The following is a 14,112-nucleotide window of genomic DNA, read 5'->3' as shown; positions in this document are numbered from 1 at the left end:
TTTTCTCTGTTTCATTTAACACTTTGTTAATATCCGCGTCATTTGCTTAGTCTAATTTCGCTTCATATTCTATGGGCGAAAACACTACTGTCGGATTTAATGGGGACCTTATCAATGACTTCGATGGAAAAGCGTTCGAGGATCTTTACCGTCGGATGTTTCCTACGCTTAAAAAGTATGCGATATATCTGGTCAAAGATGTGGAAGATGCACAGCTGATTTTAAATGATGTGTTTATCGCCATCTGGAAAAACAAAGTGCTGCTTGTCAATGAAAAAGCTTATCTGTTCCGGGCAGTAAAAAATGGCGCCAGCAATTATCATAAAGCTTCGAAATTAAGCTATCAGCAAATTGAGGAAGACGAAGTCCAGGGAATTGTAGATCTAAAAGCGGATCCTTTTCAAACGTATGAGCATAAAGACAAAGTACGGATGCTTTACGACCTGATCGATCAAATGCCGGAGCGCAGACGCCTGATCTTTTATATGTATAGAATTGAGGGTTTCAGTTATAAAGAAATTGCAGCCCTGCTGGATATTTCTGTTCGTACAGTAGAAGATCATTTAGTTAAAGGCTTTCAGTTTTTACAGGAAAAAGTCTTGAAAAACAGGGCCGAATTCCAATAAATTGCAGTTAACAATTTCTTAATGGATACTTAACGTTTTTGGGCCCGTAATCCTTCTTCGAATCTTGTCTTCTAGTTATAAAAAGCATCACAATGGAACAAGAAATCTGGAAACTGGTACTCGAATATTTAGCTGCGAAAGAGCGGGGGGAATGGAAGGAGGCGGCAAATTTAGAGGAGCGTTTACAGGACTGGCTTCGTAAAGATCCATTGCACCAGCAGGAACTGGATCAGGCAATCTGGCTTTGGGAAAGTACGGCGGTGGTCCCGCAATCGGATGCCTGGAAATCTGGGTTTGCAGCGATTCAAAATTCGCTGGAAACTGAAAAACCTGTACAGAAGAAACCTACATTTAAAATTTGGCTGGGCGCAGCAGCAGCTGTAGTTGCAGCCATGTCCATCTTTATCTTATTTAATAAAAATAGACCAGTACTGACTGAAGTGGTTCAGACGGCCTGGACTACTAAAACTTCGTCGCCAGGGCAAATCACCAATATCATACTACCCGATAGTACGGAGATCCTATTAAACGCAGGAAGCAGCATCAGCTTTCCAAATAACTTCAGACAAGCTTCCATGAGAACGGTGAAACTGGTAGGAGAGGCTTACTTTAAAGTAAAGCGTGATCCAAATCATCCTTTTGTGGTACGCAGCTCAAACATCCAGACCCTGGTTTTGGGAACCAGCTTTAACATCGCTGCATGGGGGAAATCCAATCCTGAAGTAACTGTGCTGACTGGTAAAGTTGCGGTATCCAGGGATTCTGCGGGAATACAGTCGACAGCCATACAGTTGCTGCCCAATCAAAAAGCAGGTGTTGATTTGAAATCCGGACTGCTTTATCGCAAGCAACTGGAAGATGCCCGTACCGCAATTGGCTGGACTGAAGGGAAAATGTCATTTGATCAGAGCCCAATGGAAGAAGTTTTTGCCACCATAGCGCGTCGTTATGGAGTACAGGTCCTTGCAGACCGATCATTTAAAGACTGCAAGCTGACCGCCAAATTTGGCAACGTCAATATCAAGGAAGTTTTACAAACCATTCAAATGACATTAGACATCCATTACACCATTAACAAACAGACAATTTATATAAAAGGAGGTAAATGTAATTAGACTATGTACAAAAAAATAGCCGAAGCATGTTGACGCACGCTTTCGGCTAAGAATTCAATTTTATTTTAACCCATCACGATTAAAACACTCAAAGTTATGAAAAAGTCCGCAGTGACTAATCAATTAATTTTTAAAGTAATGCGTTTTTTTACCCTGATCTACATTTTTCTTTCTGTAATGCTCTTCGCAGGGCAGGCCTCGCCTTTAAAAGCGCAGGAGCTCAACAGCAGAATCAGTTTCAGCTTTAAACACGGCACCTTAACCGAATTACTTAAAAACATCGAAAAGAAAACCAATCTCTCATTCGTTTACACGAATAAAGATGCCGTCTTAAACCGGTACGTACCAACTGTTAATGTTGATAATGAAATGGTCAGCACCTTGCTTCAGCGGATATTAACCCCGATGCAGCTGACTTACCAGGTTCAAAACAACCAAGTCATTATTAAGAAAGCAATCCGGGTAAAAGGAAGGGTAACCGACGAAAAGGGCCTGCCGGTTCCTGGTGTGAACATCATTGAAAAGGGAGTAGGCAATACCGCTGTTACTGATTTTAACGGGGAGTATAGTTTAAATGTACAGGATGCATCCTCAGTACTGTTATTTAAAATGATGGGTTATCAGACTCAGGAAATAGCAGTTAAAGGGCAATTGCCGATTAATATTAAGCTGGTACCGGATCAAACTGCGCTTTCAGAGGTCGTGGTTACGGCACTAGGGATAAAGCGTTCCGAAAAAGCGCTGGGTTACTCCATTGCAACGGTTAAAGGTGCTGATGTAAGCACTGCTCCGGAAGTAAATGTCATCAACTCGCTGGCCGGAAAAGTGGCTGGAGTAAATGTAGTGAGCACAGGTTCCGATCCTGGTTCTTCTGCTTTCATTACCATCCGTGGTCAATCTTCTATTGCAACCGATAACCAGCCGCTTTTTGTGGTAGATGGTGTTCCTGTAGCCCATTCTTTACGTGCAACATCTGAGTTTGGACGCTCTTCAGTAGATTATGGTAGTCCGATTGCGGACATCAGCCCGGATGATATAGAAACGATTACTGTGTTGAAAGGTGCCAGTGCTGCCGCTTTATATGGCAGCAGGGCAGGAAGTGGTGTCATCTTGATTACCACAAAAAGTGGTGCAGCCAACAAAAAAGGTTTAGGAATAAGCTTCAATTCCAGCGCTCAATATGATAAAGCCTATCTTTTCCCTCATTTCCAAACTGAGTTTGGTGCTGGAGATTATACTGATGATCCGGCAGTTTCTACCAGTTCGGCCTGGGGTCCTAGATTGAATGTAGGTACTAAACACCTGCAATGGAACAGTCCGCTGGATGCCAATGGAAAGCCAATTCCTACAGATTGGGTATCCTATCCAAACAATGTGAAAGATTTCTATGAAACTGGTTCTACGTATACCAATAATCTCGCCATTACCGGCAAGAATGAATCGGGTAATTACAGACTTTCCTATACCAACCTGAAGAATCAAGGGATTGTTCCCAACACCGATCTGAGCAGGAATACTTTAAACCTTGCTGCAACTTATGTGCTGCATCCTAAAGTTAAGATCAGCACCAATTTCGGTTATGTAAATAATAAAAGTGACAACCGTCCATCGGCTTATAGGGAAAGCGTTACCCAGATGCTGTATTCCATGCCTCCCAATATGAACATCAACGATCTGAGGAATTATTGGAAACCAGGGCGTGAAAACCTGGAGCAATTCTCTCCTGATGATTCGGATAATCCATTTTTTGTTGCCTATCAACATACCAATGGTTACGATAGAAACCGCATCACCGGGAACGTACAGGCAGTAATTGACCTGACTAACGACCTGAGTTTAATGGCGCGTACTGGCCTGGATATGTACAATGAACAGCATGAAACCAAACGTCCTTTTAGTTCTAAACGTTTTAAATTTGGTGGCTATGGGGTAGACAATAGTTTCTTCAAGGAGCAGAATACAGATTTCCTTTTGAGCTACAAGAAAACCTTAAATGAATACTGGTCTTTCAGCCTTTCTGCAGGAGGAAACCAGATGGATCAAACGGGAAGAAGTACGGCGCAGCGTACCGAAAGTTTGAGTATCCCTGGTATTTATAATATCAACAATGCACAGGCGGGAACGATTACCAATTCGCAATATAGCTCCCGTAAGAGAATCAACAGTTTGTATGGAATGGGACATGCCGCCTATAAAGACATGGTATTCCTGGATGTGACGGGAAGGAATGACTGGTCCAGCACACTTCCTCCAGAAAACAATTCTTATTTCTACCCTTCTGTTTCCTTCAGCACTGTATTGACAGATGTGTTTAAAATTAAGTCTAATGTGCTGTCTTTTGTCAAAATCAGGGCCAACTGGGCACAGGTAGGTAGTGATACGGATCCTTACCAATTGTACAACACCGTTCCTTTTAACCAGGATTGGGGTGATGTGAAAAGAGCTACTATTGAGTTTAACCTTAAAAACAATTTCCTAAAACCAGAAATTGCTACTTCTTATGAGTTTGGTGGAGATTTACGCTTCCTCGACAGCCGTTTAGGTTTGGATGTGACCTGGTATAAAACAAATAAAAGAAACCAGATCATCAATATTCCTACTACCATTGCCTCAGGTGCTTCAAACCGATTGATCAACGCCGGTAACATCCAAAACAGCGGATGGGAAATTGGCTTCTTCGCCGTTCCGGTAAAGACTGATTTTAAATGGGAAATGAATGTGAACTTCACAAAGAATGAAAACAAAGTGATCTCGCTGATGGAAGGTTTACCTGAATATTCTATGGGCAGTGCCGATGGTGATAATATTCGTTACCTGATTAAAGAGGGGACAAAAATCGGAGATTTCTATACACCGAGTTATACCAAGGTACCAACGGGACCAAATGCTGGTGCTGCTTTATTAGATAAAACCGGACATTATATCCGCAACAACAGCGAATACCTAAAGGTGGGTAATTACAACCCTGATTTTACGGTCGGTTTTAACAATACATTTAGTTATAAGCGTTTTACGCTTAACGTTTTGTTAGACTGGCGTAAAGGCGGTAATTTCTACTCTTACGTTGTTAAAAGTTTGATCAATGCCGGTTTAACAGACAACACGCTGGTCGGCAGAGATGCCCAAAGCGGAGGTTTGCCATGGGTAGATTCTCAAGGAAGAAGTAGAAATGACGGAATGATTATTCCTGGTTTTATCGCCAATACTGACGGCAGCTATTCTGAAAACAAGGTGATCATTGCTGCTTCTGATTTTTACAACAACACCTATAACAAATACTATGAGCGCTTAACCTACTCTGCAACTTTCCTGAAGTTAAGAGAAGCTTCATTGACTTATGTATTTAATCAGCAATTGTTAAAAAAACTACCCATCAGCAACCTTTCTATTTCCCTGATCGGTAGAAATCTGTATACCTGGACGGCCAATGGATTGGGTTATGATCCGGAGAGTACCATGAGTGTGACCGAAGGATTCAAATTGGGCGTTGGTCACTGGACGCTGCCAGGAACACGCTCTTTTGGCTTTAAATTAAGTTGTAATTTTTAATGATTATCAGAAATGAAATTCAAATATAAAACCATTCTGGTGCTGGGTGTGACGCTATTGGCTGCCTGCACTAAAGATTTTCAAGAAATCAATACCAACCCGAATTCCCCGGAAACGACCAATACAGAGTTTCTGATGTCTGAAGTCGTATTGTCTACTGCTTATGCCTATCAGGAAAATGCAGTGGGCAGAAGACCAGCATCTGCAGCACGCTACCTGACCTTGGTTCGCAATACGGGATATGATCTTTTTGATTGGGGACCAGTGGATTGGGATGATATTTATGCCCGTCTTTCTGTCAATAAAACCTTTATGGAGACGGCACAGAAACGTTCTGAAAATCAATATGTGGCGATCAGCAAAATTATTAAGGCCTTTAACTTCGGCTATTTAACGGATTTATATGGGGATGTTCCTTATTCACAGGCGCTGAAATCTAAAGAGAGCAATTTGATTTATCCGGAGTATGATCAGCAGCAAGCGATCTATCCTGATTTATTGAAGGAACTGCGCGAAGCCAATGATCTTTTAAAAGGCGGAGCACCGGATATCAATGTCAAAGCGGATGTGATGTTCAAGGGAAAAGTCTTGCAATGGCGTAAATTTGCCAACAGCCTGCGCTTAAGAATGCTGCTGCGCATCTCGAAAAATTATGGCCCGGCCTTTACTGAAATGCAGGAAATTATCAATGATAAAACGAATTTCCCAATTTTTGAAAGCAGTGCTGATAATGCAGAAATCCCTTATTTAGGAAATCTGGCTGGCTATAGCTGGCCTGGAGGACCGCTGGCAATGATTGATTTTGATTACCAGAAAACAAAAGTAAGTAAGGAACTGGTGGATCGTTTGCTGCAAAGAAACGACCCTAGATTGGCGGGATGGGTAGAGCCCGTTAAAAGTACTGTCGGTTCAACGGTAGACCTGAATAGATATGTTGGCGTACCGAATGCGATTGACGCCCCTGCGGCATACAACGGCGGTGAGGATCATGTTTCAGTGTTTTCGTCCAGTTTTTTCAGAAAGAATGGTGCCTCTTCAAACCCTTTATTGAAAGCAAGTCTGGTGACTTATACTGAGCTTTGCTTTATCCTGGCAGAAGCCATGCAGAAAGGGAAGTTAACTGTACCTGGCGAAAGTGCCGAATCGTTGTATTATAAAGGGATAAGAGAATCGATGAGCAGTTATTCGCTGACTGCAGCTGCCACTTATTTTGATCAGGCGATCGTAAAATACGATGGTACACAAGAGCAGCTGATGACCCAGAAATGGATGGCGATGCTGTTTAAAGGTGCTGAAGGCTGGTTTGATCAGCGTCGTACAGGGTATCCTGCTTTCGTGACAGGACCGCTGGCTGCTGGCCGCGGAATTCCAAAACGTTATGTTTTCCCGGATTCTGAAAGCGCTAAAAATAAAGCGAACTATCAAAAAGCAGTGTCCGCCTTTGGCGCCGATAAGGAAACGACACTCATGTGGTCCCTGAAATAAATTATAAATAGCTCAAATTCAAGATGAATATATTTAAACGTTCAATTGCGCTCATGGTCATGCTGGTAACAGCTGGCCTCAGCGAAACCAATGCCCAGGATTTTAATCCTAAACCTTTTCCAGATCGTGTGATTTTAACCTGGACCGGAAATCCTGAAATCAGTCAGACGGTAACCTGGCGTACAGATACTACGATTAATGCTGCTAAAGCACAAATTAAAGCAGAAGATTCCAGTCCTGCGCTGGAAGAATCAATTACGAATTATGACGCAGGATCCCGTGTTTTATCCGGCGGAAATAACTATGCCACAGCAAAATACCATCAGGTTACTTTTAACAACCTGAAACCAGGAACGGTATATGCTTACCGTGTAGGTGCAGGGGAGCATTGGAGCGAGTGGTTTCAATTTACCACTGCCTCAGATACCAATAAGCCTTTTTCTTTTATTTATCTGGGCGATGCGCAGAATGATATCCGATCAAAATGGTCGCGCGTGATTAGAAAAGCATTTTCGCAGCAGCCGGATGCCCGTTTCATTATCCATACCGGTGACCTGATCAACCGCTCAAACAATGATAAGGAATGGGGAGAGTGGCATTACGGAGGCGGTTTCATCAATGGAATGATTCCTAGCTTACCTTCGCCAGGAAATCATGAATATGTAAGAGATGAGCAGAAAAAACTTGTCCTTGATCCCCATTGGGGCGTGCAGTATACTTTGCCGGGTAATGGTCCTAAAGGTTTAGAGGAATCTGTGTATTATGTCGATTATCAAAACGTCCGCGTCATTTCCTTAGATTCTCAAATGATTATCCTGGATGAGGCGGCTGCTAAAATCCAATATGAATGGCTGGAAAATGTATTAAAAGAAAACAAGCAATTGTGGACAGTGATTACTTTTCATCATCCTATCTTTTCTACAGCTAAAAGCAGGGACAATAAAGATTTCAGGGAACGCTTTAAGCCATTATTTGATAAATACCACATCGACCTGGTGTTACAGGGACATGACCATACGTATAGCCGCGGACAAAATCTGCCCCGTGGATTATCGGGTAGAGAGGCCAGCGGACCAGTTTACCTGGTTTCTGTAGCCGGTCCTAAAATGTATAAAGTGGATGGTGCCAAATGGATGAATGTCTCTTTGGAAAATACACAGCTTTTTCAAACCATCCATATTGATGGCCAGAATTTAAAGTTTGAAGCCTATAAAACCTCTGGCGAATTGTTCGATGCTTTCTCTCTGAAAAAAACAAGCAGAGACCATGCCGCTGAATTTACAGACCTGAATCCTGCTGCAAAGCAATCACCACAATAACAAGCTAAGAGGATCATAGAAATAGCAGTAACAAAATAATAATCATTTAAATGATGATCATGAATAGAAAAACAAGTTTTTTCACACTGATCTTGATGGGCTTCATTTCTATTTCATTTGGACAGCGGACATTAGCGCCGCTGCCCAAATCTAAAAATGGCTTTATCGTGATCGTCCATCGGGGAAGCCATTTGGTAAAACCTGAAAATAGCATTGTCTCCATTGAGGAAGCTATTGAACTTGGCGCTGATTACGTGGAAATAGACCTACGTACCACCCGTGATGGTCATTTGGTTTTACTCCACAATGAAACTGTAGATGGGACGACCAATGGAAAAGGCAGAATTCAGGATTTAAACCTGGATGAAGTTCAAAAACTAAGTTTGAATGCCAGGGATGGCAAGAAGTATCGTGTGCCAAGCTTTATGGAGGCCTTAAAAACCTGTAAGAACCGAATTCACATTTACCTGGATTTTAAAGCGGCTGATGTCTTAAAGGCCTACCAGGAAATTCAGGCTGCTGGTATGGACAAACAAGTATTGGTTTATATCAACAAAATGGAAGATTATAAATCCTGGCGCGAATTGGCGCCACAGATGCCATTAATGTCTGGCTTGCCAAAAAGCATCAAAACTAATGAGGAGCTGATCGCTGTACTTAAGAAAATGCCTTTAGAAGCGACCGATAATATTCCCAACGCAGCACTTGTAGCTGCAATGAGGGAAAAGGGATTGTCGATCTTTTTGGATGTGCAGATGGCAGACGAAGATCCGATAAAATGGAAAGCAGCCATGGAGAAAGGGGTTCAGGGGGTACAAACGGATCACCCGGCAGCGCTGATTCAATACCTGAAAACGAATGACCTGCGTAATGGACTAAAAGTTTCAGAACGTTAAGTCAGGCATTTCTTCATTTTTATAGCGGTAAAACAACAGCTTCTTCTGACCAGAAGAAGCTGTTGTTTTATCCTTGTTTTCTGATTAAGGCAGGTACTTTTCTAGGTATTTGTTTTATCCAGGATTTGTTGTAGTTTCAATGAACCTTTATTGTTTTTCGTATGCAGGGAACCAGCGACTTATTTTATCATCATTTACCAGCGCATAAACTGTCTCTGCCTGAACTGCTGAAAAATACCAGCCTTTTTGAGCATGTGCCTGAGGACTGGCATGTGATCATTAGCGACATTAAGGGATCTACTAAAGCGATACAGGAGGGAAAGCATGAAACTGTTAATTTTCTAGCTACCGGCAGCATTGTCACCGTGTTGAATTTTGTTTTCAAAACAGGAATGACAGTCCCTTTTTTTTTCGGAGGAGATGGGGCCACATTTATCGTTCCTCCCTCAGTATTGCCTGCGCTAATGAATTTGCTGCTGCGGTATAAAGAAAATGTGCTGCTTAACTTTGGCCTTCAGCTCCGTGTGGGTACAGTTCCTGTGCAGCAGGTTTATAACCAGGGACACGAACTTCGGATCAGTAAATTCAATATTTCGAGTTCATTTTCCATACCTGTAGTATTGGGAACAGGGTTGAATTATGCAGAACGACTGATCAAAGCCGAAGATTATTTGTTTGGCCAGTTAGCGGATGTAGCAGCCGAATTGGATCTTACTGGAATGCAGTGCCGATGGGATAAAATCGGACCTCCTGAAAATAGTACGGAGGTGGTCACCCTTTTAGTGTTTGCCGACAATGGTCATGAGCAGTCTGCCGTATTCAGTAAAGTGTTTAAACTGCTGGATGATATTTATGGGGAACCGCGGCAGCGGCAGCCAATTTCAGTAGCAAAACTCAAGCTCAAAACCACTTTTAACCGCCTGCGTCTGGAGCTGCGGGGAAGAGTTGGAGCGCTGAATTTCGTTGAACTGGTCCGTACCTGGCTGACCAATCTCTATGGTTACATTTATTTTTATACCACACCAGGCAAGAATTACCTGAATCGATTGGTGGAGATGTCTGATACACTGGTCATCGATGGGAAGATAAATACCGTGATTTCCGGGGATGACAGACAAAGATTAAAATTATTGAGCGCTTTGGAGGAATTAGAAAAGAAGGGAGAGGTTAAATATGGCATCCACATTAGTAATGACGCCGTCATGTCTTGCTATGTGCGTGATCTGGAAGAAGGTCATGTCCATTTTGTAGATGGATCTGAGGGAGGATATACAAAAGCAGCAATCATGTTGAAGTCTAAATTGGTGTCCGCATGAAACCTATCCATATTGTTACATTTAAACAAACGCTTGCGTAACAGTCCTGATACAGTAGCCATTTTTCCTTCTTCCCTAATTGGCTAACTTAGACTTATGAAAAAGCTATTTTTTATTAGTCTATCCTTCTTTTGCTTAAATATTAAGGCTCAGGATGCAAGCTTAGCGCTGCAAAAAAAGCCCTTGATAAATCCTAAAATTCTTCAGGCGGATTGGGCTAAAGTACCTAATGGGTTAAATGTAAGTTTTGCCTCCTCTAATGTGCGTTTTGCAAGAGAATTGCCACCAAAAGTGACGCTGGAAAAAGTCTGGTTAGCAAAAGCCTGGAAAGGTGAAAAGATACATACACAAGTATTGGTATGGGCAAACAAAAGTTTGAACAATATCAGCGTACAGCTGAATGACCTTAAAGATGCACAAGGGCATGCGATTAAAAAAGAAAATATAACGGCTGGCTTTCTGGACTATGTCATCACTGATGAATTTAGAAATGGATGCGGCCACCGAAAACCACAGGATTTCGATTCTTCTTATGTAGCTGATGCCATCGACACAAAAACTAAATCAGTATTACTGAAGAATCATACGACTCAGCCAATCTGGTTGAGCATCAAAGTACCAGCCAACACCATTCCTGGCAATTATAAAGGCATTATTAAGGTAAAAGGGGATAAGGAATATGCTTTAGCTGTAACGGTTCAGGTATTGGACAAGACATTGCCAGCGCCTAATAAATGGCAATATGATTTAGATTTATGGCAGCATCCAGCGGCTATAGCCCGCGTGCACAATGCGAAGCTTTGGAGCCCTGAACATTTTTCATTGATGAAAGATTACTACACGATGCTGGCCGATGCAGGTCAAAAAACAATTACTGCAAGTATTGTAAATGAACCTTGGGGGCATCAAACTTATGACGACTATCCGAGTTTAGTAAAATGGACCAAGAAAAAGGATGGTACCTGGAAATATGACTACAGTTTATTTGATAAATATATATCTTTTGTAATGGATTGCGGCATTACGGAACGCATCAACTGTTACAGTATGGTGCCTTGGAAAATCGCTTTCACTTATTACGATGAAGCTGCGCAAAAAGAAGCGTTATTTACAGAGGCAATTGGTACGCCTGCTTATAATGCTTTTTGGAAGACGATGCTGCTGGACTTCACACAGCACCTGAAACAAAAAGAATGGTTCAGCAAAACTTATATTGCCATGGACGAAAGACCAATGGAGGCCATGAAATCTGTCATCAAATTACTAAAAGAGACGGATAAAAACTGGAAAATTGCATTGGCTGGAGATTATCATCCAGAAATAGAGCAGGACATTGATGTGTATTGTATTGCTTCAAGATGGGAGTTCCCGGCAGCTACTTTGGCAAAACGTAAGGAAAAAGGTCAGCTGAGCACCTGGTATACCTGCTGCACAGAGCCTTATCCAAATGGTTTTACTTTCTCTTCACCAGCAGAAGGCGTTTGGATCGGCTGGTATACTGCAAGTAAAAATATGGAAGGATACTTACGCTGGGCTTATAACAGCTGGACAAAAAATCCACTGAAAGACAGCCGTTTTATCACCTGGCCAGCTGGTGATACCTATATGGTTTATCCAGGTCCGCTGAGTTCTATCAGGTTTGAAAAACTTGTTGAAGGAGGTCAGGATTTTGAAAAAATCAAGTATTTGAGAGCATCTTATGCTAAAAATAAGCAAACTAAACAGCTAAATGAGCTGAATAAGGCTCTCGAGATTTTCGACATCAAATCATTGTCGAAGACCACAGCTGATGACCAGCTGAAAAAAGTAAAACCACTGCTGAATCAATAATTCAGCTTGCAGCAATAACTGTCAATTAATGAATTGTGATTTCCTTCATCGTAGGCTGTTTAGAAAAGAGCGGTGAAGGAAATCATAATTATGCTCTGAATTTTGTAACTATTGACTAGGTTTTGATGTCTTTAGAAAAAGAGCAATATGAAATTCTCACCCTTACTTCCTTTATTGCTGATCGCTTCTTTGAGTAGTCAGCAGCTGTTTGCCCAATCTGGCAGCGATACACAGGCAATGATCAAAAAAGTGGAGTCGGGATTAATTCCTGTGCTTCGTTTTGAAGGAGATTCCGTTTGGACGATTGAATCCAGAATGAAACATTACGGAGTTCCCGGGCTGACGATTGCGGTGATCAAAAATTCGAAAATTGCCTATGTTAAAAACTACGGCATCACAGATAAAACGAGTAAACAGCCCGTAACCAGTGAGACGCTTTTTCAGGCAGCTTCTATCAGTAAACCGGTAAGTGCTTATGCTGCACTAAAGGAAGTGGAAAGGGGTAAAATCAATGCGGAGGAGAATGTAAATAGCTACCTTAAATCCTGGAAGCTTCCTGATAATGAATTTACTAATACAAAAAAGGTAAACCTGAAACATTTATTAAGCCATAGCGGCGGAGTTACTGTTGGTGGGTTTAGAGGATATGTGGCTGGCGAATCCATTCCTACACTTATTCAGGTGCTCAATGGTGAAAAACCAGCAAACTCTCCAGCAATCCGAGTGGATAAAACACCTGGTGGAGCTTTACGATATTCAGGTGGCGGCTATTGTGTGATACAGCAAATGCTGATCGATATCGAAGGAAAGTCTTATCCTGACTTGATGAAAGTACTTGTGCTCGGTCCGCTGGACATGAAAAACAGTACTTATGACCAGCCTTTATCCGCCGCACAATTGAAATTTGCGGCAACCGGTTACTTACCCAATCATTCAGAAGTTCCAGGTAAAAGACATACTTATCCTGAAATGGCTCCTGCCGGACTCTGGACGACCGCAACAGATCTTGCGAAATTTATAATCGATTTGCAGGCTACTTTAAAGGGCGATAGCCATCAAGTGATTTCACAAACGATGGCGCAGAAAATGGTTAGTCCTTTTATTGAACCTTTTGAAGGGCTGGGGTTATTTCTGGAAAAAAGGAATGAGACGCAGTATTTTAATCATGGCGGCTGGAATGAAGGTTTTTCGAGTCAGATTTTCGCAAATACTAAAAATGGCGATGGGGTAGCCATCCTCAGCAATGGAAATCAGCCGCAATTGATTAATGAACTCATCCGTGCAGTTGCGACGACTTATAACTGGCCGGATTTTCAATTTCCAATCTATAAAAAATTAGGCTTAAATGCGGCGGATTTCCACAAAGCGGTAGGCCTTTATCAGACGGATACTTATGGTCAGACAAAAGTTTACGAACAGCAAGGGAGACTATTCCTCCAAAACAATGCGGAAGAACCTGCTGAATTGTTTAAAGTAGCAGCAGATACTTATGTGCAGAATGGCTGGGAGCGAAAATTAAAGTTTCTGACCAATCCAACAGACCAGAAAATGTATATCGTTTACTCGATGTTAAACGATCCAATTCGCTACGATAACCCAAAAATGACAGATGAAGCCCGTACTCCTTATAGTTTGGTCCTGGAGGGACGCTTTGAGGAGGGCTTAGCCGCTTTTAAAAAGGGGAAAATTGATCATCCTGATCATGGTATACTCAGTGTATCTTATATCAACCAACAGGGCTATCAGTTATTACATGCCAAAATGTATAAAAAAGCTATAGATATTTTCCTGATAAATACTTTGCTGTATCCAGAAGTTGGAGATGTATTTGATAGTCTTGGTGAGGCTTATCTTGCAAATGGCGATAAATCCCTGGCGCTGGAGAATTATAAAAAAGCTTTAAAACTTGAGCCGGGAAATGAAAACGCAGTGAAAATAGTTAAATCATTAACTACGGAATAACTGTCAAAAAAACG

At 41.9% G+C, this 14,112-nt stretch carries 9 protein-coding genes; all 9 read left to right on the top strand.

The window, feature by feature from the left end; all coding sequences use genetic code 11:
• The first annotated feature begins 71 nt into the window (after positions 1-71).
• The gene (locus AQ505_RS15890) at positions 72-626 is read left to right on the top strand and encodes a sigma-70 family RNA polymerase sigma factor (protein WP_062549079.1); all 555 of its coding nucleotides are present in this window, start codon (positions 72-74) and stop codon (positions 624-626) included.
• A gap of 92 nt (positions 627-718) precedes the next feature.
• On the top strand, positions 719-1,741 hold the full coding sequence (locus AQ505_RS15885) for a FecR family protein (protein WP_062549078.1): 1,023 nt from the start codon (positions 719-721) through the stop codon (positions 1,739-1,741).
• Positions 1,742-1,837: 96 nt separating this feature from the next.
• Positions 1,838-5,290 (top strand): SusC/RagA family TonB-linked outer membrane protein, encoded by a 3,453-nt coding sequence (locus AQ505_RS15880; RefSeq protein WP_062549077.1) that lies wholly within the window; start codon positions 1,838-1,840, stop codon positions 5,288-5,290.
• Between the two features lie 12 nt (positions 5,291-5,302).
• Positions 5,303-6,775 carry a SusD/RagB family nutrient-binding outer membrane lipoprotein gene (locus tag AQ505_RS15875; protein ID WP_062549076.1) on the top strand — a complete coding sequence of 491 codons (1,473 nt, stop codon included), beginning with the start codon at positions 5,303-5,305 and terminating at the stop codon, positions 6,773-6,775.
• 23 nt (positions 6,776-6,798) lie between these two features.
• Positions 6,799-8,094 carry a purple acid phosphatase family protein gene (locus AQ505_RS15870; protein WP_062549075.1) on the top strand — a complete coding sequence of 432 codons (1,296 nt, stop codon included), beginning with the start codon at positions 6,799-6,801 and terminating at the stop codon, positions 8,092-8,094.
• A gap of 59 nt (positions 8,095-8,153) precedes the next feature.
• A complete protein-coding gene (locus tag AQ505_RS15865; RefSeq protein ID WP_197286193.1) occupies positions 8,154-8,990 on the top strand; it encodes a glycerophosphodiester phosphodiesterase family protein in 837 nt (278 codons plus the stop codon).
• A gap of 161 nt (positions 8,991-9,151) precedes the next feature.
• Positions 9,152-10,306, top strand: a complete 1,155-nt coding sequence (locus tag AQ505_RS15860) for a DUF3095 domain-containing protein (RefSeq protein ID WP_062549073.1) — start codon at positions 9,152-9,154, stop codon at positions 10,304-10,306.
• Positions 10,307-10,402: 96 nt separating this feature from the next.
• Positions 10,403-12,136 carry a DUF4091 domain-containing protein gene (locus AQ505_RS15855; RefSeq protein WP_082461574.1) on the top strand — a complete coding sequence of 578 codons (1,734 nt, stop codon included), beginning with the start codon at positions 10,403-10,405 and terminating at the stop codon, positions 12,134-12,136.
• A gap of 147 nt (positions 12,137-12,283) precedes the next feature.
• Entirely contained in the window at positions 12,284-14,098 is a 1,815-nt protein-coding gene (locus AQ505_RS15850) for a serine hydrolase (protein WP_062549072.1), read from the top strand.
• Positions 14,099-14,112: the final 14 nt, after the last annotated feature.

It is taken from the genome of Pedobacter sp. PACM 27299, from assembly GCF_001412655.1.
Lineage (GTDB): Bacteria > Bacteroidota > Bacteroidia > Sphingobacteriales > Sphingobacteriaceae > Pedobacter.
The sequence above is the reverse complement of the archived record's forward strand: the minus strand, read 5'-3'. Positions and strand labels throughout refer to the sequence as shown.

What these genes read in the sequence shown, in the direction of transcription:
- AQ505_RS15890 (WP_062549079.1), top strand. Translation starts at nt 72, where the DNA reads ATGGGCGAAAACACTACTGTCGGATTTAATGGGGACCTTATCAATGAC.
- AQ505_RS15885 (WP_062549078.1), top strand. Translation starts at nt 719, where the DNA reads ATGGAACAAGAAATCTGGAAACTGGTACTCGAATATTTAGCTGCGAAA.
- AQ505_RS15880 (WP_062549077.1), top strand. Translation starts at nt 1,838, where the DNA reads ATGAAAAAGTCCGCAGTGACTAATCAATTAATTTTTAAAGTAATGCGT.
- AQ505_RS15875 (WP_062549076.1), top strand. Translation starts at nt 5,303, where the DNA reads ATGAAATTCAAATATAAAACCATTCTGGTGCTGGGTGTGACGCTATTG.
- AQ505_RS15870 (WP_062549075.1), top strand. Translation starts at nt 6,799, where the DNA reads ATGAATATATTTAAACGTTCAATTGCGCTCATGGTCATGCTGGTAACA.
- AQ505_RS15865 (WP_197286193.1), top strand. Translation starts at nt 8,154, where the DNA reads ATGAATAGAAAAACAAGTTTTTTCACACTGATCTTGATGGGCTTCATT.
- AQ505_RS15860 (WP_062549073.1), top strand. Translation starts at nt 9,152, where the DNA reads ATGCAGGGAACCAGCGACTTATTTTATCATCATTTACCAGCGCATAAA.
- AQ505_RS15855 (WP_082461574.1), top strand. Translation starts at nt 10,403, where the DNA reads ATGAAAAAGCTATTTTTTATTAGTCTATCCTTCTTTTGCTTAAATATT.
- AQ505_RS15850 (WP_062549072.1), top strand. Translation starts at nt 12,284, where the DNA reads ATGAAATTCTCACCCTTACTTCCTTTATTGCTGATCGCTTCTTTGAGT.